The sequence below is a fragment of the Pseudomonas sp. TWI628 genome, from assembly GCF_039673865.1.
Taxonomy (GTDB): Bacteria; Pseudomonadota; Gammaproteobacteria; order Pseudomonadales; family Pseudomonadaceae; genus Aquipseudomonas.
Genome location: NZ_JBDJMM010000017.1, coordinates 1 through 22,706, shown reverse-complemented (window position 1 = coordinate 22,706; position 22,706 = coordinate 1). Strand labels below are relative to the sequence as shown.

Genomic DNA, 22,706 nt, shown 5'->3' with positions numbered 1-22,706 from the left:
GACATGAAAGCCCCTGAATTGCTGTTTTCCGGTACAATGCTGCCCCTCAAAAAGCGGCTCAAAATTCTGACCGCTTACGATGGTCGGGCCCCTGCCTCCGGATGCCTTTCGCGGTCGGTGCGCCAACGAAGCATGTGATTGCTGATCACTGAGCTCATGGCCATTCAAACCAGAATTCGAAACCTTGTGGGGTTACCTCGTGAGCCGAGGCGATTCCTACATGGTCTCTAGCAATATCACTTCATCTTAAATTTCTACGGTCGCCCCCATGCGACCCACAAGCGGAGCCAAAACACCATGCTGAGCTGGGACGAATTCGACAAGGACGAAAACGAAGTCACCACTAAAGGCCCAAGTAGCACTCAAGCCAGCCAGCCAGGTATCGACAAGCTCGACAGCGCCGGCGGTGCCGCCGCCCTGGAAGCCCGCGCCGCCACCGCCTCTGACTCCGACGCTGTCAAGCGCGCCAAGGCCGCCCTCGACGCCCTCGACGTCGCCGAAGGCCTGGCCGAGCTGGAAGGCTCCTCGGCCCGCGTCGCCGTTGACGAAAAGCGCATGATCAACTGCCGCGCCGACCTCAACCAGCTGGTGCCGTTCAAGTACGACTGGGCCTGGCAGAAGTACCTCGACGGCTGCGCCAACCACTGGATGCCGCAAGAGGTCAACATGACCGCCGACATCGCCCTGTGGAAGAGCATGGACGGCCTGACCGAAGACGAGCGCCGCATCGTCATGCGCAACCTCGGCTTCTTCTCCACTGCCGACTCGCTGGTTGCCAACAACCTGGCGCTGGCCGTGTACCGCCTGATCACCAACCCGGAGTGCCGCCAGTACATCCTGCGCCAGGCCTTCGAAGAGGCGATCCACACCCACGCCTACCAGTACTGCATCGAGTCGCTGGGCATGGATGAAGGCGAGATCTTCAACATGTACCACGAGATCCCGTCGGTCGCTAAGAAGGCAGCCTGGGGCCTGAAGTACACCCGCGCCATCTCCGACCCGGAATTCAACACCGGTACCGTCGAGACCGACAAAGAGCTGCTGCGCAACCTGATCGCCTACTACTGCGTACTGGAAGGCATCTTCTTCTACTGCGGCTTCACCCAGATCCTGTCGATGGGCCGCCGCAACAAGATGACCGGCGTGGCCGAGCAGTTCCAGTACATCCTGCGTGACGAGTCGATGCACCTGAACTTCGGTATCGACGTGATCAACCAGATCAAGATCGAGAACCCGCACCTGTGGGACGCGGCGATGAAGGAAGAAGCGACCCAGATGATCCTGCAAGGGACCCAACTGGAGATCGAATACGCCCGTGACACCATGCCACGCGGCGTACTGGGCATGAACGCCGCGATGATGGAGGACTACCTCAAGTTCATCGCCAACCGTCGCCTGACCCAGATTGGTCTGAAGGAAGAGTACCCGGGGACTACCAACCCGTTCCCATGGATGAGCGAAATCATGGACTTGAAGAAGGAGAAGAACTTCTTCGAGACTCGCGTGATCGAGTATCAGACGGGTGGTGCGCTGAGCTGGGATTGATTGTCCGGGCTGAGCATCGAGAAGGCTGCCGAATGGCAGCCTTTTTTATTGCCTGCGATAACAGAACAGGATATGTCCTACAAACTACGGGATTGCCTGTCGCTTGCCATCACGATAACGTTTTCCGGCGCTTAAGAACGCTCACATAGCGGCATCCCGTTCCCGTCAGAAACGGCTCTCCCACATCAGGATGGCCAATCATGAACAGTGTCTATACCTCCACCCTCTTCACCCGCCACAACCGCCCCCTCCACACCCTCTGGCTCGAATCCCAAGCCTGGTTCTGCGCCCACGAACTCGGCCGGCTGAGCGCTCGCTTCTTCGACGAACACTGCATCCGCAAGCTCGACCCGGACCAGTACCGCAACGTGCAGCTGCTGCGCTACGGGCAGTACCAGGAGACCACGATGGTCAGCGAGTCCGGGGCCTATACCTTGCTGGCGCATCACCATGTTCCGGAGAACCGCCATCTGCGCTGGTGGCTGACCCATGAGGTGGTGGCGGTGCTGCGTGATGGGCAGGTGGATGGGGAAACGGATACGCCGCGGCTGGGGCGGATGTGCTGGCCATGCGACCCTCTCAATCATAAGGCTTGCTATAGTAGTTTTTATCTCTCATAAGCACTGTTATAGCAGGTCTTAAAATGAACGTTTTTCCCTTGGCATGCGCCGACAGGCTGATGAAAATAGGGCTTCTGGCCAAAACCAGGCGCCTTGAACGGAAAATTCGCCAGAAAGACCTTGCCGCTCAGTCCGGATTGTCCATCACCACGCTTGCCAAAATTGAGGCAGGAACGCCGACCGTGGAGATGCGTAGCTACATGATCGCGCTCTGGCACTTGGGCTTGCTCGACGAGGTATTCCAGGACGTGCCGATGTCTTCCCCTGCTTCATTCGCAACTGAACACAGGGTGCGTCTCAAATCGGTGACCGAGAAAGATTCCTGATCGAGGCGGCAGAGTCGAACCTGAAAGGCGTGCAGTAGAGGAGTCTGAGCGGACTGAACTCAAGGGCGAAAAGCAGTTGAAAGGGTCACTACAATCGCTCGGCCGCCTTCCGATAAACCTGATCGCGCTCGCGACGATCAACGGCCACCAAAAACACCACCACCTCTTGATCAATGACCTGATAGACCAAGCGCTAGCCACTGCTGCGAAGTTTTATCTTGTAGCAATCGGGCAACGAGCCAAGCCGGTTGGCCTCCACTCGCGGGTTCAGCAGAACCTCGGCCAGCTTCTTCTTGAACTGCTGACGAACCGTATCCCCCAGCTTCTTCCATTCTTTCAACGCACGTGAATCGAAGTCGAGACTATAGGTCATCCAGTTGGACCCTCACGCGCTGCGGGGAGGCAAGTCGCTCCCTCACAATCGCGATCAGGTCTTCGTCTTCCTCAGTCATCAGGACGGGTCGAAAAGGTAGCTTGCCTCGTTCGGCCACGTATTGCAGCGCCTGGCGCATGAGTTCGGAAGGGGTTACGCCCAGCCGTTCTAGTTCCTGGTAAGCGCGGGCTTTGAGTTCGTCATCGACGCGGATATTGATGGACGCCATGGGACGACCCTCTAGGTAAAGACATTCGTCATTACAATGCACTTATCTTAGCCATTGCGCAACTGCTGTCCGTCTTTAAGAACCCTAGGAATGATGGGCCTTCATGGCACCAACTCCGCCGGTGTTCACGAGCAAGCGCGCTACCGCTGGGTGAGGCGCTAGGCACGAGGCTCTGCATAGCCGAAGCAGTTAACGAAAAAAAGGCGCCAGCGGCCATCCATGTGCCCGCTGTCATAGTATGACTTTAAATTCATCCAAGTCCTTGAGCTAGAGCCATCGCCGATGAGTTTTCACTTGACGGCTCGAATTTATTGATCTTCAAAGCGTTGACAGTTGATTTTCGGCTTGATAAAAATCGCCGCAGTTGTACGACAACACATAACAAAAACAATATCAGCGGACCCATCCCATGTCGAAAATCTGCCAGACATCCCTTCCCTTTGCGCTGATCGGCGCCAGCCTGCTCGGCGGCATGCCGGGGATCAGCCTCGCCCAAGGCTTCATCGAAGACAGCAAGGCCGTGCTGGGCCTGCGCAACTTCTACATCAACCGTAACTTCACCAACCCCAGCAACCCGCAGAGCAAGGCCGAAGAGTGGACCCAGAGCTTCATTCTCGATGCCCGTTCGGGCTTCACCGAGGGGCCGGTGGGGTTTGGCGCGGACGTGCTGGGGCTGTGGTCGGTGAAGCTCGATGGCGGTGGCGGCACCTATGGCACCGGGCTGTTGCCACGTCATGATGACGGACGGCCGGCGGATGACTACGGGCGCCTGGCAGTGGCGGGCAAGGCGCGTATCTCCAAGACCGAACTGAAGATCGGCGAATGGATGCCAGTGCTGCCGATCCTGCGCTCTGACGATGGCCGCTCGCTGCCGCAGACCTTCCGCGGCGGCCAGGTGACCTCCAGCGAAATTGCCGGGCTGACCCTGTACGGCGGCCAGTTCCGCGGCAACAGCCCGCGCAACGACGCGAGCATGGAAGACATGAGCTACGGCCGCGGCCTGTCGGACCGCTTCAATTTCGTCGGTGGTGAGTACAAGTTCAACCAGGACCGCACCCTGGTCGGGCTGTGGAACGCGGTGCTCAAGGATGTCTACGAGCAGCAGTACCTGCAACTGAGCCACAGCCAGCCGCTGGGCGACTGGACCCTCGGCGCCAACCTGGGCTACTTCCACGGTGGCGAGGACGGTTCGGAACGCGCCGGCAAGCTGGACAACAAGACCTATTCGGGGATGTTCTCGGCCAAGTACGGCGGCAACACCTTCTGGGTCGGGCTGCAGAAAGTCGATGGCGACACCTGGATGCGGGTCAACGGCACCAGCGGCGGGACCCTGGCCAACGACAGCTACAACTCCAGTTTCGACAATGCCGAGGAGCGCTCGTGGCAGGTGCGCCATGACTTCAACTTCGTGACGCTCGGGGTGCCGGGGCTGACCCTGATGAACCGCTATATCAGTGGCCGCGACGTGCACAGCGGGGCGGTGACCGATGGCAAGGAGTGGGTGCGCGAGTCGGAGCTGGCGTATGTGATCCAGAGCGGGCCGTTCAAGGATCTGAGCGTGAAATGGCGCAACTCGAGCATTCGTCGGGATTACAGCAACAACGAGTTCGATGAGAACCGGTTGATCTTCAACTATCCGCTGTCGCTGCTGTGATCGCATGGCACGGGCTTCGCCCGTGTTCGCGGCTAAAGCCGCTCCTCAAGGCCCGCGCGGCACCTGAAGGCAACGCTGTACCTGTAGGAGCGGCTTTAGCCGCGATGAGGCCGGAGAATCCCACGCAATCAGCATTGACAACCTCGGAAAGCGCTGCCGATAATCAGCAAAGTCATACGACAACTTACAACAATCACAAGTAGAGCCGCCATGACCACCACCCCCTTCAAGCGCCTGCTGCTCACCGGAGCCGCAGGCGGCCTGGGCAAGGTGCTTCGCCAACGCCTCACCGGCTGCGCCGAAGTCCTGCGCCTTTCCGACATCGCGCCGATGGCCCCTGCCACCGGCCCCCATGAAGAAGTCATCCCTTGCGACCTGGCCGACAAGGCTGCGGTCCATGCCTTGGTCGAAGGCGTCGACGCCATCGTCCACTTCGGCGGCGTGTCCACCGAGCATGCCTTCGAGGACATCCTCGGCCCCAACATCTGTGGCGTGTTCCACATCTACGAAGCCGCACGCAAGCACGGGGTCAAGCGCATCATCTTCGCCAGTTCCAACCATGTGATCGGCTTCTACCGCCAGGGCCAGACGATCGACGCCCATGCCCTGCGCCGGCCCGACAGCTACTACGGCCTGTCCAAGTGCTACGGCGAGGATGTCGCCAGCTTCTACTTCGACCGCTACGGCATCGAGACCGTCAGCATCCGTATCGGCTCCTCGTTCGAACAACCACAGAACCCGCGCATGCTCAGCACCTGGCTGAGCTACGACGACCTCACCCAGCTGATCGAGCGCGGCCTGTTCACCGCCGATGTCGGCCACACCGTGGTCTACGGCGCATCCGACAACCGTACCGTCTGGTGGGACAACCGCTACGCCGAACACCTGGGCTACCAGCCCAAGGACAGCTCGGAAGTGTTCCGCGCTGCGGTAGAGGCCAAACCGGCACCCGCCGCCGACGACCCGAGCATGGTCTACCAGGGTGGCGCCTTCGTCGCTGCCGGCCCATTCAGCTGATCCGCGCCCTGCCAGGAGGCTCCAGCATGCATTGCGAACTGATCGTCGACGCCCGCAATGGCACCGGTGAAAGCCCGGTGTGGCACCCCAGCGAACAGGCCCTGTACTGGGTCGACATCCCGGCCCGTCAGCTGCACCGCTGGCAGGACGGCGCCCATCAGGTGTGGCAGGGGGACGAGATGCTCGCCTGCATCGCCCGCACTGAACGGGGTTGGCTCGCCGGCATGGAAAGCGGCATCTTCCAGTTGCAGGCCCGGGCTGACGGCAGCCTCGACAGCCGCCTGTTCGCTGCGGTCGAACACCCACAACCAGGCATGCGCTTCAACGATGGCCGCTGCGACCGCCAAGGCCGCTTCTGGGCCGGCAGCATGCTCATGGATATGCAGCAAGGCGCCCACGTCGGCGCGCTGTACCGGGTCGACGGCGAGGGCCGGCTGCACCAGCAGCTCAAGGACATGATCGTGCCCAACGGCCTGGCCTTCAGCCCGGACGGCTCGCGCATGTACTTGTCCGACTCGCACCCCAACGTGCAGAAGATCTGGGCCTTCGATTACGACATCGACAGCGGCACCCCGCACAACCAGCGGCTGTTCGTCGACATGCGCGCCTTCCCCGGCCGCCCCGACGGCGCCGCCATCGATGCCGACGGCTGCTACTGGATCTGCGGCAACGACGCCGGGCAGATCCACCGTTTCACCCCTGACGGGCGCCTCGACCGCTCGCTCAGCGTGCCGGTGAAGAAGCCGGCGATGTGCGCCTTTGGCGGCGCCAACCTCGACACCTTGTTCGTCACTTCGATCCGCCCTGCAGGCAGCGACCTCAGCGACCAGCCCCTGGCCGGTGGCGTGTTCGCCCTGCGCCCCGGCGTCCAGGGCCTGGAGGAACCTGCCTGGCGCGGCTGAACACGACATTGCAGCACCCAACACTCACGCGCGAAACCAGATAATAAAAACCACGGAGTTTCACCATGACCTTCAAACGCAAGCTGCTTCTTGCCGTACTCCCGTTCGCTTTCAGCCTGTCGATGCCAGCTTCGGCACTCGACATCAAGTTCGCCGAGATCCACCCGGCCGGCTACCCGACCGTGGTCGCCGAACAGAACATGGGCAAGAAGCTCGAACAGGCCAGCAATGGCGAAATCACCTTCAAGATGTTCCCCGGCGGCGTGCTCGGCTCGGAGAAGGAAGTGATCGAGCAGGCGCAGATCGGTGCGGTGCAGATGACCCGCGTCAGCCTCGGTATCGTCGGCCCGGTCGTGCCAGACGTGAACGTGTTCAACATGCCGTTCGTGTTCCGTGACCATGAGCACATGCGCAAGGTCATCGACGGCGAGATCGGCCAGGAGATCCTCGACAAGATCACCCACTCCGAATTCAACCTGGTGGCGCTGGCGTGGATGGATGGCGGCTCGCGCAGCCTCTACACCAAGAAGCCGGTGCGCAGCCTCGCTGACCTCAAGGGCATGAAGATTCGCGTGCAGGGCAACCCGCTGTTCATCGACATGATGAACGCCATGGGCGGCAATGGCATCGCCATGGACACCGGCGAAATCTTCAGCGCCCTGCAGACCGGGGTGATCGACGGCGCCGAGAACAACCCGCCGACCCTGCTCGAACACAACCACTACCAGAGCGCCAAGTACTTCACCCTGACCAACCACCTGATCCTGCCGGAACCGGTGGTGATGTCCAAGACCACCTGGAACAAGCTCACCCCCGAGCAGCAGGTGCTGGTGAAGAAGCTCGCCCGCGAGGCGCAGATGGAAGAGCGCGTGCTGTGGGATGCCAAGTCCGCCGCCAGCGAAGAGAAGCTCAAGGCCGCCGGCGTGGAGTTCATCGCCGTCGACACCAAGCCGTTCTATGACGCCACCGCCCCGGTACGCGAGAAGTACGGTGCGCAGTATGCCGACCTGATGAAGCGTATCGACGCGGTCCAGTAACCCCCGCCCCTTTCAAGATGACCTCGGCAGTGCGACGCCCGTCGCCCTGTCGCTTTGGTGATGCCTATGAAAATGCTTTTCCTGAGCGTCAACGACACGCTGTACCGCGCCTGCATCTGGGTCGCCGGGCTGTCGGTGCTGGCGATGACGCTGATCATTCCCTGGGGCATCTTTGCCCGCTACGTGCTCGGCACCGGCTCCAGCTGGCCGGAGCCGGTGGCCATCATGCTGATGGTGGTATTCACCTTCGTCGGCGCCGCCGCCAGCTACCGCGCCGGCGCACACATGGCGGTGGCGATGGTGACCGACCGGCTGCCGGAACCGCTGCGCCGGCTGGTGTCGGTGTTCACGCAGCTGTTGATGGTGGGGGTCTGCGTGTTCATGACCTGCTACGGCTTCAAGCTGTGCGTCACCACCTGGAACCAGTACATGGCCTCGCTGCCCAGCGTGCGGGTAGGCATGAGCTATGCGCCGATCCCGGTCGGTGGCGTGCTGACGCTGATCTTCGTGCTGGAGAAACTCCTGCTGGGCGACCAGAGCCAGCGCAAGGTGGTGCGGTTCGACCTGGTGGAAGAAAACGAGGGGGCGGCGTAAATGGATGCGTTCATTCTGTTGGGCAGTTTCATTGCGCTGATCCTGCTGGGCATGCCGGTGGCCTATGCCCTGGGCCTGTCGGCACTGATCGGCGCCTGGTACATCGACATCCCGCTGCAGGCGATGATGATCCAGGTGGCCAGTGGGGTTAACAAGTTCTCGCTGCTGGCCATTCCGTTCTTCGTGCTGGCCGGTGCGATCATGGCCGAGGGCGGCATGTCACGGCGCCTGGTGGCGTTCGCCGGGGTGCTGGTGGGCTTCGTGCGCGGCGGCCTTTCGCTGGTGAACATCACCGCGTCGACCTTCTTCGGCGCCATCTCCGGCTCGTCGGTGGCCGACACCGCTTCGGTGGGCTCGGTGCTGATCCCGGAAATGGAGCGCAAGGGCTACCCCCGCGAGTTCTCCACCGCCGTGACCGTCAGCGGCTCGGTGCAAGCGCTGCTGACCCCGCCCAGCCACAACTCGGTGCTGTACTCGCTGGCGGCGGGTGGCACGGTGTCGATCGCGTCGCTGTTCATGGCCGGGGTGATGCCCGGGCTGCTGCTGAGCGCGGTGATGATGGGCCTGTGCCTGATCTTCGCCAAAAAGCGCAACTACCCCAAGGGCGAGGTGATCCCGCTGCGCCAGGCGCTGAAGATCGCCGGTGAAGCCCTGTGGGGCCTGATGGCCATGGTGATCATCCTCGGCGGCATCCTGTCGGGCGTGTTCACCGCGACCGAGTCGGCTGCAGTGGCGGTGGTGTGGTCGTTCTTCGTGACCATGTTCATCTACCGCGACTACAAGTGGCGCGACCTGCCCAAGCTGATGCACCGCACGGTGAGGACCATCTCGATCGTGATGATCCTGATCGGTTTCGCCGCCAGCTTCGGCTACGTGATGACCCTGATGCAGATCCCGTCGAAGATCACCACGGCGTTCCTGACCCTGTCGGACAACCGCTATGTGATCCTGATGTGCATCAACTTCATGCTCCTGCTGCTGGGCACGGTGATGGACATGGCGCCGCTGATCCTCATCCTCACCCCGATCCTGCTGCCGGTGATCACCGGTATCGGCGTGGACCCGGTGCACTTCGGCATGATCATGCTGGTCAACCTGGGGATCGGACTGATCACCCCGCCGGTGGGGGCGGTGCTGTTCGTCGGGTCGGCGATTGGCAAGGTCAGCATCGAGGCCACGGTGAAGGCGCTGCTGCCGTTCTACGTGGCGCTGTTCATGGTGCTGATGGCGGTGACCTACATTCCGGCCATCTCCCTTTGGCTGCCGAGCGTCGTCTTGTAACGCTGGTAATTGGGGCCGCTTTGCGGCCCATCGCAGGCAAGCCAGCTCCCACAGGGACCGCGCAGGACTCAGGGCTTGCAACACCCCTGTGGGAGCTGGCTTGCCTGCGATGGGCTGCAAAGCAGCCCCAGGTTCTCAATGCAAACGGATCCTGCACATGGCTGTCCCTTCTTCTGCTGCAAACCTCTTCCCGCGCAAACTGGCCATCGCCCTGCTGGCCCTGCTGGCCTGTTCGTTCGCCGGCAACCACATCGCCGCACGCATCGCCTTCGACGACGACACCGGCGTGCTGCTGGCCATTCTCTGCCGCTCGGGCATCACCTTGCTGGTGCTGGCCAGCCTGGTGCTGTGGCAACGCCAGCCGCTGGGCCTGCCTGCCGGCACACGGCGCTGGCAACTGCTGCTGGGCCTGCTGATTGCCACCCAGAGCCTGTGCCTGTATTCGGCCGTGGCGCGCATTCCGGTGGCCCTGGCCTTGTTGGTGGGCAACACCTTCCCGATGCTGCTGGCGCTGCTCACCTGGGCCTTGGGCGGCACCCGCCCGACTGGGCGCACCGTGTTGTTCATGGGCCTGATCCTCTGCGGCCTGGTGCTGGCGCTGGACGTGCCGAGCCACCTGAGCGACAACCACGACGCCAACCCGCACTGGGCCCTGGGTGTGAGCCTGGCGTTCTGCGCCGCCTGTGTGTTCGCCTGCGCCCTGTGGATCACCGACCACAAGCTGGCTGCCGTGCGCGGCCCGGTGCGCAGCCTGCTGACCTTGCTGATCGTGTTCACCAGCATGCTGGTCGCCGGTATCAGCGGCGTGATGCCGGCCGGCTTGTCGCTGCCTGGCAGCGCCAGCGGCTGGATGGCGCTGGCCAGCCTGGTGGTGTTGTATGGCGTGGCCTTCACCTTGCTGTTCGTCTGCGTGCCGAAGCTGAACATGGCGCAGAACGCGCCGGTGATGAACGTCGAACCCATCGCCACGCTGCTGCTGGGCTGGGCATTGCTCGACCAGCATCTCAGTGGCGTGCAATTGATTGGCGGCGCCGTGGTGGTGTGCGGCATCGTCCTGCTGACCTACCGGAGGCCCTGATGAGCGTCCCCCTGCTGCACCTGGAAGACCGCCTTACCTGCCTGAGCATCGCCCCCGAACTGGGCGCCAGCCTGGTCAACTGGCAGGCCAGCGCCACCGGCCAGGCGCTGCTGCGCCCTGCCGACGAAGCCGCCCTGGCCAGCGGCAACCCGCGGCGCCTGGGCTGCTACCCGTTGGCGCCATGGTCCAACCGCATCGCCGAGGGCGGCTTTCAGCGCCCTGATGGCTGGCTGGCCCTGGCACCGAACACCGGGCATGACCCTTACCCGATCCACGGCAGTGCCTGGCAACAGGCCTGGCAGGTGGAGCACCACAGCGAGCACCACGCCCGCTTGAGCCTCGACAGCACAATACCGTTCGCCTACCGGGCGACGCTTGATGTGCAACTGCACGAGGGCTGCCTGAACATTGACCTGCAGGTGACGCATCTGGACCCGGCGGCCACCTGGTATGGGTTGGGTCTGCACCCGTACTTCCCGCGCCATCCCGATACACGATTGCATGCACAGGCGCGCACCGTTTGGCTGGCGGAGAATGGAGCGTTGCCGTCACGGCAAGCTGAGATACCTGATCACTGGAACTTCTCAACCGAACAGGCATTGCCGGCAGCCGTGGTCGATCATGCCTTTAGCGAATGGCCTGGTAACTGTGTGATCGAACAACCGGGCGCGGGGTATCGGCTAGTGTGCAACGCTCGCGGCGCCGAACACTTTCTGTTGTTCTGCCCCCATGAACAGCCGTTCTTTTGCTTCGAGCCGGTTAGCCACCCGATCAATGCGCATCATCTGCCGGGGCGGCCGGGATTGAGATTGTTGCAGGAGGGAGAAACAACCAGTCTGGGATTCAGGATGCAATATCAGCCATTGTGACTGCCTGAGATTGGGGCTGCTTTGCAGCCCCGGAATCTCAAACCCTACGCCAATGCCTCAGCCGACGCTTCCAGCGGTTTTTGCGAAGCAGCCCCATTGACCTCGCGGGCGACCTTCCACACCAGCACTGCCGCCACGATATCGAACGCCGCCAGCACCACGAACAATGGGCTGTAGCCGATCTGCGTAACCAGGATGCCAAACACCAGGGTAAACAGCGCCGCGCCCAGGTAACCACACATCCCGCCCATGCCGGTCGCGGTCGCCACCTGGTCCTTGCTGAACGAATCCGAAGTGATCGAATACAGCGCCCCCGACAGGGTCTGGTGGGCAAAGCCGCCAATGCACAGCAGCACAATCGCCATGTACGGGCTTTCGACCAAGCCGATGCAAGCCGGGCCGATCATGCAGCTGGCGCCGAATACCAGCACCATCTTGCGCGAGGTGAACAGCGACACCTTGAAGTATCGATGGAACATCGGGCTCAGGTAACCCCCGAGCACGCAACCGATGTCGGCAGCAAGGAACGGCAGCCAGGCAAACATCGCCACTTCCTTGATGTTCATGTGCCGCTCGGTCATCAGGTACAGCGGAATCCAGGCGTTGAAGGTCTGCCAGGCCGGCTCGGAGAGAATACGTGCCGAAGCGATCGCGTAGAAGTTGCGGGTCTTGAAGATGCGCTTCCAGGCCCCCTTCTCGCGCTGCTCGGCTTTGAAGTGGGCTTCCTGGCCGGACAGGATGTAGTCACGCTCAGCGTCGCTCAGGCGCTTCTGATCACGCGGATGCTTGTACAGCAGCATCCACAGCAAGGTCCACAGCACACCGGACACGCCAACGATGACGAACGCCAGCTGCCAGCCACTATGCAGGATCGCCCACACCACCAGCGGTGGCGCCAGCAGTGCACCCAAGGACGAGCCGATGTTGAACCAGCCAATGGCGACCGAGCGTTCCTTGGCCGGGAACCACTCGGTGGTGGCCTTGACCCCGGCCGGCAAGCCGGCAGCCTCGGTCATGCCCAGCAACCCGCGCAGCAACGCCATGCTCTGCCAGCCGCTGGCCAGCGCGGCCCCCGCGCAGGCCAGCGACCAGGCCAGGGCGAACACGGCGAAGCCCAGTTTGGTGCCGATGAAATCGATGAGCCAGCCAGCGATCGGCTGCATGAGCGCGTAGCACATCTGCCAGGTTGCAACGATCTTGGCGTATTGCTCGGTGGTGATGGAGAGGTCGGTCATCAGCGTGGGGGCTGCCACCGAGAGGGTGTTGCGGGCGAGGTAGTTGACGACGAGCCCGGCCGTGACAAGGCTGACCATCCACCAACGGATGCCTTTGATCTTCATGGTTCACCTGAATCTTGTTTTTAGAGTGACGGGTGATCGGCCTCATGCGCCGGCAGGGCGAAATGAGACAAATTGTTTCAGGCGAAGATTGCCATGTCATAGGTCGTCGTACAACAACAATTATTCATGACCCGTCAAAAGGGTGCTCTTGCTGCAAGCCTATGGGTAAACCAGCTTAGTTGTACGACCTCGTCGCTCAGTCCAATTGCCGGGCTCGCAGGTCCTGCGCCAGCATGTCGATGAACGAACGCACCTTGGCCGAGCCGTGCTTGCTCTCGCGGTGCAGGATATGGATCGGCCAGGGGGCCTCCTCGTAATCGGCGAGAATGACCTGCAACTGGCCGCTGGCCAGTTCATCGACCACTTGGTACGACAGCAGCCGGGCGATGCCCAACCCGCCCACTGCCGCGGCGATGGCGCCATCGTTGCTGGTGACTGTCAGCCGCGGCTTCATGCGTACCAGGGTCGGCTCATCGGCCAGGCCGAAGCGCCAGCCAGCGCGCGGCGAGAGGGTGGTAGTGGCGATCACCGCATGTTCCGGCAAGTCCGACGGGTGCTGCGGCTCGCCCATCCGCGCGAGGTAGTCGGGCGATGCGCACAGCATCCGCCGCACCCGGCCCACGCGCAGCGCCTTGAGGCCGGAGTCGGGCAGCGGCCCGATGCGCACGGCCACGTCCATGCCCTCCTCGACCATGTTCACCACGCGGTCGAGGAAGTACGCCGACACATCGACTTCGGGGTATTGCTGCAGGTAGCGCACGATGCAGGGCATGACGAACTTCTTGCCGAACAGGATCGGCGCGGTGACCGCCAGTTCACCCTTGGGCGTGGCGTTGATACCGGCCGCGGCTTCGTTGGCTTCGTGGATGCTGGCGAGGATGTGCCGGGTGTCCTCCAGGTAGCGGCTGCCTGCCTCGGTCAGGCGCACGCTGCGGGTGGTGCGCAACAGCAGCTTGACCCCGATCTGTTCTTCGAGCGCGCTGACCGCACGGGTGACGGCGGCGGGCGAGATGTCCAGGCGGCGGGCGGCAGCGGCGAAGCTTTCGAGCTCGCCGACGGCAACGAACACCCTCATCAGGTGGATCTGGTCCATGCGCGCTCCTGGGCATCGGGGGTGTCGGCATTATCCGCTATTTGCGTTGCCTGTGCCGGCCTCAAAGCTCCAGCACCAACGCCTGGGCCGGCACCGCACAACAGATCAGCGCAGTCCCCTCCTCCGGCATCTCGGCAGGCGGATTCGGGTAATGCACTTGCCCACTCACCACCTTGGTCTTGCACGTCCCGCAAGACCCACCCCGGCAACTGAACTCCGGCGACAGCCCGCGTGCCTCGGCCAGCTCCAACAAGGTGCCAGCACCAGGCGCCCAACGCGCCTCCTTGGCAGAGCTGGCGAAGTACACCGGCACCGGCTCGCTGGCAGGCGGAGGCTGTTGCAGCGTGGGCCGGTTGTCGTCGCCATGCCGCCGCAGCGTCGATGGCCCGAACGCTTCGGCACGAATGCGGGCATCCGGCACATGCACGCTGCGCAGCCCCTCGTACACGTCCTGGGTGAAGCTGGCCGGACCGCACAGGTAGAAGTCGTAATCGTCCAGCCCCAGCGTTGCCTTGACCTGCTCGATACCCAAGCGCCCTGTGTGCTCATAGTCACGCCCTTGCACCGCTTCAGCCTCAGGCTGGCTCAACGAACGATGCACGCTCAAACGTGCACCGGCTCGCTGACGCAATTCGGCCAGTTCCTGCTGGAACGGCAGATCACTCAGGCTGCGGGCACCATGGAACAGATGGATGCGCCGCCCCTGCTCGTTCGCCAACAGCTCGCGCAGCATGGCGATCAATGGTGTGATGCCCACGCCCGCACCGATCAGCACCACAGGCCTGTCGCTGGCGCTATCCAGGGTGAAGCTGCCCATGGGCAGGCGCACCTCCAGCCTGTCCCCTGCCCTGACATGCTCATGCAGATAGCGCGACGCCGGGCCCTGCGCCTTGACGCTGATCCGCAGGTAGCCATCGGACGGCGCGCAGGACAGGCTGTAGGTGCGAATCAGCGGTGCATCGGCCCCCAGCGGGATACGCACGGGAATGTGTTGGCCTGGCATGAACGCGACCGGCTCATCCACAGCGAAATAGAACGAGCGGATATCGCGACTCTCCTGCTCCACGCGCGCCACCCGCCAGGCCAGCCACTGGCGCTGCCGCTCACGTTGCTGAAGGCGCTGCTCCGCCTCGGCCCAGGTGCCGGTCAGCAAGCTGGTGGGCGCGTATTCCTCAAAGGCCCAGCGCAAACTCACCGCTGCACGGCGCAGTACCACGCGCTCGATGTCCAGCGTCCACAGCCGCTCGGCGCCCTCGAACGCGGTGATCAACGGGCTGTCGAGTATCACCTCGGTGCGCCCGGTCACTTGCAGTACATCACCGCTGCTGAAATCGACGAACAACAACCCGGCGAGCGGGTTCTCCAGCAGGTTGCCGAGGGTATTGAAATGCAGGTTGCCGGCATAATCGGGAATGCTCAGGCGGTTGCCTTCAACCCTGACGAAGCCAGGGCGGCCGCCACGGTGCGAGACGTCCACCGAACGTTGCCCGTCGGCGTGATCGATGTAACTGGCGACGAACAAGGTATCAGCGTTCGTGATCATCTGGGTGGTCGTTGCATCCAGCCCTTGCGCATCGGTCCGCCCTTGCGAAGGTTCATCGACGCGGCGGTATCCGCGCAGCTGGATGTACTGCGGGCAATTGCCGAAAGCCTGCTCGACCCGCACCTCCAGCGCCCCACCCGCCGTGTGAGCGATCAGCCCGTTAATGCGGTTGCGCCGGCGCGAATGTAGCTCGATGCCGAGCAGCCCGATCGCCTCGCCATCAGCCAGCCCGGGCGTTGCCGGGTCGTCGCTGGCCAGGCGGGTGTCTATCCGCAATTGCCGCGGGTCGGGCGAGCTGACGAAGCCTTCCGGGCCTTCGAGCAGCGTCGCCCAAGGCCTGCCGGCCTGGTCCACAGCGCCGGCGACGATGAACGGCAGCTGCTGGTAGAACGCGCGGTGCTGGTCGGGCATGTAGTCACGAATGACCTTCTGCCCGAACACTTCCATGCGCTCTGAAACACCGACCTGTTCCTGCAGGCGCTTCTCGCCGGCATGCCAGGGCGAAGTGCGATGACGGGGGAGTTGCTGCATGGCGGCAGTCCTCGTGTGGAGTAGCGGCTCAGATGGTGGTCTGCAAGCCAGCGGCAGTGCGCGGCATGGCGACGAAGCCAGGCAACGCTTCTATCCGGGCCAGCCAGGCGCGCACGTTGGGATAGGGTTCCAGCGAGACATTGCCCTCGGGGGCGTGGGCGATGTACGAGTAGTTGGCAACATCGGCGATGGTCGGCTCATTGCCGGCGAGGAACGCCGACTTGGCCAGTTCGGCATCCATTACCTTGAGCAAGGTGTGCGCGCGACCGATGACTTCGTCGGCGTTGAACGAAGCGCCGAACACCGTCACCAGGCGGGCGGCTGCAGGGCCGAAGGCCAATGGCCCGGCGGCAACCGACAACCAGCGCTGTACGCGGGCGGCATTCACCGGGTCATGGGGGAGCCACTTGCCCGCCTTGTCGTAGGTGCTGGCCAGGTAGACAAGGATGGCGTTGGAATCGGCGATCACAGTGCCGTTGTCATCGATCACCGGCACCTGGCCGAACGGGTTGAGGGCGAGGAAATCTGGCTGCTTGTGCGCGCCTTTGGCCAGGTCGACGAACACCAGCTCGGTAGGCAGGCCGAGCAGCGACAGCATCAGCTCGATGCGGTGGGCGTGGCCAGACTTGGGGAAGTTGTAGAGTTTGATCATGGGTTGGGCTCCAGGGTTGGCACCGGGGTGGTGCCAGGTGGAGCCCATCCTGCGCTGATTCGGCTGGCAGCAGAATCAGTGCCGGGGACAAACCATAATTTCGCCTAGCGAAATAATCGACGGGTCAGTGCCGCGACTGCTTCTGATAGCGGTACAAGCCCCGCGCAGCCTCAATCACATGCGGCACGCAAGCCTGCAACTCATCGAAGCTCATGGCATCGAGCAACTCGAAGTTGTCTTCCAGCCCATGCAGTGAAATCGCCTTGAGCAGTTGATCCTGCTCTGCCGGCAACTCGCCCCAAGCCGCGACCTGCGTGCCGCGCATGTAGCCGAAGCACCACTCCTCCATGATGATCGCCGGCCCTTCCTCGGCCTCGCTCTCCTCGAACAACGGCTCGAAGCCTTCGAGGTTCTCCGCCAGTTGCTCGGCGACCTGGTAGGCATAGCGCAGCATCAAGGCGGTGTAGGCCTCCTCATGGGCGGGTTTCTTGAACTTCGGTACCTTGCCGCCAGCGACGGTGGGCAGCCATTGCTCTGGCAGCACGTCGACCGGCGAGCTGGCCAGGGCGGTGAAAAAACCGTTGAGCTCGGCAAGGTTGAGCACCGAATAATCGTTGCCGTAGGTGATCAGCAGGTCTTCGAGGCGGGCGAGTTCTTTTTCGCTGAGCGGAGGGAGCATGGGAAACATCCTGGAAAGCAATGATGTGTGCACCCTAACACAGGACTGCTCGAAGGTAGCCGCCGCTTCGCTGCGGCGGGCATTTTCCCTAGTGTGCCAACCAATCCGGCAGTGCCGCCTGGTTATCCAGGCCAATCAAGAGCCATAGCAATATTCGGCATTTGCGCGGGCACAAGCTGCCAGCCATATGCACACCTTTGCTCTGCAGGTCGATTTCCGCACCGACAAAGCCGTAGGTGGCCCTTGCAGTCGGTCCACAGCCGGTACGCGTCGCCACGATTACCGGCAGGTTCTGGGCAACCCGCGCCATTGTCTGAGACCAGGCAATGGACACATGGCCCGCACCGAACCCAGCAACAACAAGGCCCTCGTAGCCAAGCGACGGGATGGCCTGCAGCAGTGCGCTGTCTACATCCAGGCAAGCATCGAGCAAGGCGACACGCTGCTCGCAATGTTTCGGCAGCGGTAAAAACTTGCGCGGTGACGGAAGGCCACGATAGATCACCTGCCCTTCCACCACGCTGCCTTCAATGCCCCAGCCGGGTGACTCGAAGGCAGCCATCGCCAGGCTGGCAGTCTTGCGGACATGGGCGGCGAGATGAATCTGATCATTGAGCACCACCAGCACACCCCGCCCGTGGCTCTTGCCCGCCAGCGCTACCTGCACTGCAGCCATCAGGTTGGCCGGCCCATCATTACCCGGCTGACTGGCCGAGCGCATGGCTCCGGTCATCACCAGCGGTATATCGAAAGGCCAGAGCAAATCGAGAAAGTAGGCTGACTCCTCAAGTGTGTCCGTCCCTTGAGTTAACACCACCGCCTGTGCTCCGCGCTCCACCTCGCCACGCGCCCAGGCCAGCACATCGAGCAGGATCCGGAACGTCAGCGATGCGCTGGGTAGCAGGCCAAGCGTGACGGTGCTGATCTCGGCGAGCGCCGCCAACTGTGGTACTCCAGCCAACAACTCGTCCCCTCCCAGCTGCGGCGTCACACCGTTGCCGGGTAACCCTTTCTGCATGCTGACCGTTCCCCCCAAGCAGCCTAACGACAAACGAGGCAAGCAATCTACAACGTTCATGCTTCAGTCCCCAGAAGCAGCCTCAGTACCGATACGATGCCGGCTGTACACACGGCCATGGACGCTACATTGCCGATAAATCCGTGCATGTAACCCGGCAGGCGCTGGCTGATTGCCGCCGCCAGTGGTGGCGCACACAGCGCCCCCAAGGCGGCACTGCCGAGCACCACCTGCCAGCTTGCGCCCAACGTCAGCACCGAAGCGGGCACAATCGACACAATGGGAATATAGGTCGGGTACCACCCGCGCTCGCGCCACTGGCGCCGCCACAGCAGCACGCCGAGTAACGAGGCCAATGCCTGGCCCGCGATCATCGGCAGCAGCAGTTGGGATCCATAGGCGGGTGCCGAAGGTGCCAATACCTGGGCGAGCAGCGCCCCCACCAATAGCCCGAGGCTGGCCAACTCATTGCCGAAAAACGGCGCTTCGCTGAAATCGGCCAGTACCCGGCGCAACACCCACACCCTGCCGTAGTCAGCTTTGCCAGTGGCAGACTCAGGCCTGCAAGGGCGTATGCCGTCGCGCACCAGCACAGGAAAGCGCTTGCACAAGCCAAATGCCAACAGGCTCGCCAACGCCATGCCGCTCACGTTGCCGATCACCACCGGCAGTTGCAATGGATAGCACACGTAGTTAACCAACAAGAGGCTCGCTGGCGTTACCAACACCGAGCCCAGTAGCGCACCGCTGAGGGTGACCCGCCAGCCACCGCCGAACAGCAGCACCATGGCGGCAGGCAGAGAGACGAAAGCCACGAAGGTGGGTTGCCAGGTACCCTTGGCCAGTGTCCAGCCCCACAGCACATGGCTAAGCAGCAGCCCGAGCAGTGAGCTGGCAAACAACCAAGGCCACAGGCCACTGCCGTAGCAGATGGCGAAACCCTGCCAGCGATACCCCTGCACATGCGCCCAATGGGCCAGGCAGGCGCCTAGCAGCATGCCCAGCGCCGGCAGTTCGTGTTTGTAGAAAGCGACTTCGCTGATATCTCCGACAATCCAGCGCAGCCGGCTCAATGGCTGCTCCAGTGAAGCGGCCAACGTTGAGTAGTCAGGCCATTCGCCAAACGCTACGCTTGCTACCAGCAAAGTCACCAGAACCAGCATCGTCAGTAAAGGCATACGCTGCTGAGAGACAGGAAGTGTCTGTTCCATACGCCCTCCTCAACGCGGCATCGCTGGATGCAAGCGATAGCCCAACGAGGCATCGTACAGATCGGTACGACGATCGCGCGGCAGGTCGTTGAGGCTGTTCCAGATAGGCGCCGAGCGTGCTGCACTCAGATCGACATCGGCGTAGATGATGCATTCTTCTTCGGCACCGGCCACCTCTCCGATCGGCCAGCCATCGGTGCCCACGATCAGCGAACAGCCAAGGAAGCACTCGCCCCGCTCATGACCGATACGGTTGGCCGCTGCGATATAGAGGTTGTTGACGTGGGCAGCGGTCATGGTCAGGTACGACGCCATACAGCGTCCCGCCGCATCGAACAGGGGTGGCGGTGTCCACACCCAATTATTCAAGCTGCAGATGATGTCGGCGCCTTGACTGGCCATCACCCGCGGCACCTCCGGAAACCAGATGTCCCAACAGATCAGCAGGCCGATGCGGCCGATCGGCGTTTCGAAAACCGGGAAACCGAGATTTCCTGGGGTAAACCACAACTTCTCCTGGTTCCAAAGATGCGCCTTGCGGTAATGCCCAAGCCGGCCTTCGGGGCCAAACAGCACGGCACTGTCATAGAGCTTGAGCCCATCCCGCTCGGCGAAGCCTGCTGTGAGATAGACCTGTTGTTCTCGAGCGAACGTTTCCCAAGCCAGCAGGCTGGGGCCGTCATCCAGGGACTCGGCATGCGTATAGGCCTCGGCCCTAGAGTGGAAGGTATATCCGGTGTTGGCCAACTCAGGCAGCACAATCAGAGTGGCCCCCTCACTGACAGCGCGTTGGGCCAGCGCCAACCCTTTGCTCACGTTGCCTTCGGTGTACCCCAGGCCCACTTGTGGGTCGTACTGGATAACAGCGATACGGACGGGACTTACCGGTTTGCAATCTGCAGGCATGGCGGCTTCCTTGGTTTTGGTTGTTGTGGAAGGACGCCAGTAGAACGGGAGTTGCCCGGGGAGCAACAGTCAGGAGACTCCCACGGGGCATAAGGGAAAAGGCGAATCAGGATGTACGAAACGTCCTACAGATGCGCTTCGATTTCTAGCACTTATCGAACTTGATAGTGCGGATAATGCGCGAGCTCGAAGCCGTCACGAAAATGAGCAGAAGTGTGACTGCAGAGATTGATGACCGCATCGATAGCCGTGCGAAGACAAGGCTCTGTCCAGCCGGCATCTACAGAGAAGGACTCGCCGGCCAGATAGAGCCCCGAAGCGCTACTCAGATCACGGTTGTACTTCATCAGGCTGACAGCATCGTAGTAGGTGCCCGGGCGGTACAACTTCGCACACCCCAAAGCATTTCGGTCTGTCATCCAACGCTGTATGCGGATGTTTCGACTATCGATATAAGGCGAAACGGCTTCTCCGATATTGCTGCAGCGCAACAAGATCCGGTCGAGTTCCTTGATGCATTTCTCGGCCAGTTCGCTATCTGAAAACGACGCCAGTTTTGTCGCATCATCCTCCCAGGTATAACTGAGCAAAATGCAGTCTTCGGGGTAACTGTCGTTGTAGCGATAGGCGTAGACATCGTGCACGAAGCTGTCGGTCACGAGTATCTGTGGCAGATGCGGATTACGGTCGAGGAAGCTTTTGCGCAATGGTGCATAGACCTTGCAGCTGGTTTCCCAATGGGCGTGTTTCCAGGCATCGATGACCGTTTGTGGCAAGACCTCAGGGCTGAAGCCTTCGAGGCGGATATTGGTTTCTATCAACCACGAAGGCGTAGTGAGGATGACACTGTCGAATACGTCGCTCAGCAGTTGAGCCTCATTTGGCTGGCTGTGCTGCCATTGATACTCCACTCTGATCCGCCCATCAGACTGCTTGTACAGCCCACACACCGAGCTATCAGTCAGAAGGCCGTCATCTCGCGTCTGCAAATGACTATACAGTGATGCCCCTGATGCATCGATTTCCATGAACAGCAAGCACTCATCCAAGGCAGCCAGGCCGATATAGGCAGGCGCCTGAAACTTCAGCCCCCTACTATCTGGCACGTCGCCGGCGCCCAGGTGAGGAGCGGCCAACGGCATGCCAAGATGATCGACTCGGCCATGCACAAGCTGCAAATGGCTGCTGAAACCAAAGATGGCGGTGCGTAGCGGGTAAAGGCAGCAGACATCATAGAAAGCGCCCCAACTGCCGTCACCAATGCCGATTGCATAGAAGATCGCCGACTCTTCGCGGGTCATACCCAGCCCACCGAAATCCCCCGGCACTAATGGGTCGAATGTCTCCAGAGCTGGCAGATGGACCAGGTCGCGAAACGACAAATGATGATAACGCTCAACAATGGCTGACCACATTGCCTCCCATCCCTGCGTACCATATACGGCTGCCACACGCTCGGCGAACTGCTCGGCAAAACGCCGCCACTTGCCATGAACCGTCTGCAATACTGCACTCGGCGGTGGTGCATCACCTTCCGGATTGCGCCAAATCAACAGCTTCGGCTCGCCGTCACCCTCGAGCAGACCTTCACGCAAATAGATACCCGTGGCATTGACCCAAGGTGTACCGGGATTGGGGAAATCGGAGATGTGCAGATCAAACAGGTCGGCGTAGTAAGCCATCAGCGAGCGCCCTGACTTGGGTGCCTCGCCGGTTCTATTGAAGAACGGCATGCGCATGGCCCCCATTTCGAAGGGCGTCGAGGGCTGTTTGTAATCCGCCCCCTGGTTCGCGACCGTCAGATGGCGGCCCCCCACACGTTGTGATTGCTCAATCAGCGTGATACGGGAAAAGCCGCACCTCAATAGTTCACGCGCAGCAGTCAATCCGGTGATCCCGGCACCTACTATGCAAATGCGCTGTTCATGGCGTGTGGCACGGGCAACTCCTCCCTCCTGTTCGACCAGGCGGCGATAGTCGAAACACAGATCAGGCGGGTTGGGAAAGCGGGCAGCCCAAGGCTGAATGAGGTCTTTTGGCTCGATGGCCAAGTCGGCGGGATGATTGTGTGACGATCCAATTGTCATTGTGTCGTGCTCGGTGCGTGTCAATGTACCTGTCGCCTTAACTTCATCTAGCTATGGCAACTCCAGCTTCCGGGCGCTCTGGATTCAAGTAAACATCATCTGCAAGTCGCCAATTTCGCGT

At 61.8% G+C, this 22,706-nt stretch carries 21 protein-coding genes and 1 pseudogene; 11 read left to right on the top strand and 11 right to left on the bottom strand.

The window, feature by feature from the left end; translation table 11 throughout:
- Positions 1-297 precede the first annotated feature (297 nt).
- The 3 genes from ABE528_RS14815 to ABE528_RS14805 all read left to right on the top strand — a co-directional run bounded on the left by ABE528_RS14815 (position 298) and on the right by ABE528_RS14805 (position 2,491).
- Positions 298-1,545: a ribonucleotide-diphosphate reductase subunit beta gene (locus ABE528_RS14815; protein WP_346653355.1), complete on the top strand. Its 1,248-nt coding sequence runs from the start codon at positions 298-300 to the stop codon at positions 1,543-1,545.
- Positions 1,546-1,745: 200 nt separating this feature from the next.
- Positions 1,746-2,165, top strand: coding sequence for a Bro-N domain-containing protein (locus ABE528_RS14810; RefSeq protein WP_346653354.1), 420 nt, complete (start codon positions 1,746-1,748; stop codon positions 2,163-2,165).
- Positions 2,166-2,188: 23 nt separating this feature from the next.
- Positions 2,189-2,491: a helix-turn-helix domain-containing protein gene (locus ABE528_RS14805; protein ID WP_346653353.1), complete on the top strand. Its 303-nt coding sequence runs from the start codon at positions 2,189-2,191 to the stop codon at positions 2,489-2,491.
- A gap of 88 nt (positions 2,492-2,579) precedes the next feature.
- On the opposite strand, the pseudogene ABE528_RS14800 reads toward ABE528_RS14805, so the two are convergent.
- Both ABE528_RS14800 and ABE528_RS14795 read right to left on the bottom strand, forming a co-directional pair.
- Positions 2,580-2,864: pseudogene (locus tag ABE528_RS14800) on the bottom strand (type II toxin-antitoxin system RelE/ParE family toxin).
- Positions 2,854-3,093 carry a type II toxin-antitoxin system RelB/DinJ family antitoxin gene (locus ABE528_RS14795; RefSeq protein WP_103449480.1) on the bottom strand — a complete coding sequence of 80 codons (240 nt, stop codon included), beginning with the start codon at positions 3,091-3,093 and terminating at the stop codon, positions 2,854-2,856. The pseudogene ABE528_RS14800 and the gene ABE528_RS14795 overlap by 11 nt, the downstream one beginning before the upstream one ends.
- Before the next feature lie 409 nt (positions 3,094-3,502).
- On the opposite strand from ABE528_RS14795, the gene ABE528_RS14790 reads away from it, so the two are divergent.
- The 8 genes from ABE528_RS14790 (at position 3,503) to ABE528_RS14755 (ending at position 11,525) form a co-directional block, all read left to right on the top strand.
- The gene (locus tag ABE528_RS14790; RefSeq protein ID WP_346653352.1) at positions 3,503-4,747 is read left to right on the top strand and encodes an OprD family porin; all 1,245 of its coding nucleotides are present in this window, start codon (positions 3,503-3,505) and stop codon (positions 4,745-4,747) included.
- A 210-nt stretch (positions 4,748-4,957) separates the two neighbouring features.
- Entirely contained in the window at positions 4,958-5,764 is an 807-nt protein-coding gene (locus ABE528_RS14785; RefSeq protein ID WP_346653351.1) for an NAD(P)-dependent oxidoreductase, read from the top strand.
- Between the two features lie 26 nt (positions 5,765-5,790).
- Positions 5,791-6,666 carry an SMP-30/gluconolactonase/LRE family protein gene (locus tag ABE528_RS14780; RefSeq protein ID WP_346653350.1) on the top strand — a complete coding sequence of 292 codons (876 nt, stop codon included), beginning with the start codon at positions 5,791-5,793 and terminating at the stop codon, positions 6,664-6,666.
- A gap of 65 nt (positions 6,667-6,731) precedes the next feature.
- Positions 6,732-7,703 carry a TRAP transporter substrate-binding protein gene (locus tag ABE528_RS14775; protein WP_152954087.1) on the top strand — a complete coding sequence of 324 codons (972 nt, stop codon included), beginning with the start codon at positions 6,732-6,734 and terminating at the stop codon, positions 7,701-7,703.
- Positions 7,704-7,769: 66 nt separating this feature from the next.
- Positions 7,770-8,297 carry a TRAP transporter small permease gene (locus ABE528_RS14770; RefSeq protein ID WP_152954086.1) on the top strand — a complete coding sequence of 176 codons (528 nt, stop codon included), beginning with the start codon at positions 7,770-7,772 and terminating at the stop codon, positions 8,295-8,297.
- Positions 8,298-9,578 carry a TRAP transporter large permease gene (locus ABE528_RS14765; RefSeq protein ID WP_152954085.1) on the top strand — a complete coding sequence of 427 codons (1,281 nt, stop codon included), beginning with the start codon at positions 8,298-8,300 and terminating at the stop codon, positions 9,576-9,578. It abuts the gene before it with no gap.
- A gap of 157 nt (positions 9,579-9,735) precedes the next feature.
- The gene (locus ABE528_RS14760; protein WP_346653349.1) at positions 9,736-10,656 is read left to right on the top strand and encodes a DMT family transporter; all 921 of its coding nucleotides are present in this window, start codon (positions 9,736-9,738) and stop codon (positions 10,654-10,656) included.
- Positions 10,656-11,525, top strand: a complete 870-nt coding sequence (locus ABE528_RS14755) for an aldose 1-epimerase (RefSeq protein WP_346653348.1) — start codon at positions 10,656-10,658, stop codon at positions 11,523-11,525. Before ABE528_RS14760 ends, ABE528_RS14755 begins: the two co-directional genes overlap by 1 nt.
- A 44-nt stretch (positions 11,526-11,569) precedes the next feature.
- On the opposite strand, the gene ABE528_RS14750 is transcribed toward ABE528_RS14755, so the two are convergent.
- The 9 genes from ABE528_RS14750 to ABE528_RS14710 form a co-directional block, all read right to left on the bottom strand.
- Positions 11,570-12,865, bottom strand: coding sequence for an MFS transporter (locus ABE528_RS14750; RefSeq protein ID WP_346653347.1), 1,296 nt, complete (start codon positions 12,863-12,865; stop codon positions 11,570-11,572).
- 196 nt (positions 12,866-13,061) lie between these two features.
- On the bottom strand, positions 13,062-13,958 hold the full coding sequence (locus tag ABE528_RS14745) for a LysR family transcriptional regulator (RefSeq protein ID WP_346653346.1): 897 nt from the start codon (positions 13,956-13,958) through the stop codon (positions 13,062-13,064).
- A 61-nt stretch (positions 13,959-14,019) separates the two neighbouring features.
- On the bottom strand, positions 14,020-16,032 hold the full coding sequence (locus ABE528_RS14740; RefSeq protein WP_346653345.1) for a pyridoxamine 5'-phosphate oxidase family protein: 2,013 nt from the start codon (positions 16,030-16,032) through the stop codon (positions 14,020-14,022).
- Between the two features lie 28 nt (positions 16,033-16,060).
- The gene (locus tag ABE528_RS14735; protein WP_152954079.1) at positions 16,061-16,684 is read right to left on the bottom strand and encodes a glutathione S-transferase; all 624 of its coding nucleotides are present in this window, start codon (positions 16,682-16,684) and stop codon (positions 16,061-16,063) included.
- Between the two features lie 124 nt (positions 16,685-16,808).
- Complete coding sequence (locus tag ABE528_RS14730) at positions 16,809-17,363, bottom strand: UPF0149 family protein (RefSeq protein ID WP_346653344.1); 555 nt, start codon at positions 17,361-17,363, stop codon at positions 16,809-16,811.
- Positions 17,364-17,451: 88 nt separating this feature from the next.
- A complete protein-coding gene (locus tag ABE528_RS14725) occupies positions 17,452-18,441 on the bottom strand; it encodes an asparaginase (protein WP_346653343.1) in 990 nt (329 codons plus the stop codon).
- A complete protein-coding gene (locus tag ABE528_RS14720) occupies positions 18,438-19,592 on the bottom strand; it encodes a hypothetical protein (RefSeq protein ID WP_346653342.1) in 1,155 nt (384 codons plus the stop codon). Before ABE528_RS14720 ends, ABE528_RS14725 begins: the two co-directional genes overlap by 4 nt.
- A 9-nt stretch (positions 19,593-19,601) precedes the next feature.
- Positions 19,602-20,498: a nitrilase family protein gene (locus tag ABE528_RS14715; RefSeq protein WP_346653341.1), complete on the bottom strand. Its 897-nt coding sequence runs from the start codon at positions 20,496-20,498 to the stop codon at positions 19,602-19,604.
- Positions 20,499-20,650: 152 nt separating this feature from the next.
- The gene (locus tag ABE528_RS14710) at positions 20,651-22,585 is read right to left on the bottom strand and encodes an FAD-dependent oxidoreductase (protein WP_346653395.1); all 1,935 of its coding nucleotides are present in this window, start codon (positions 22,583-22,585) and stop codon (positions 20,651-20,653) included.
- Positions 22,586-22,706 lie beyond the last annotated feature (121 nt).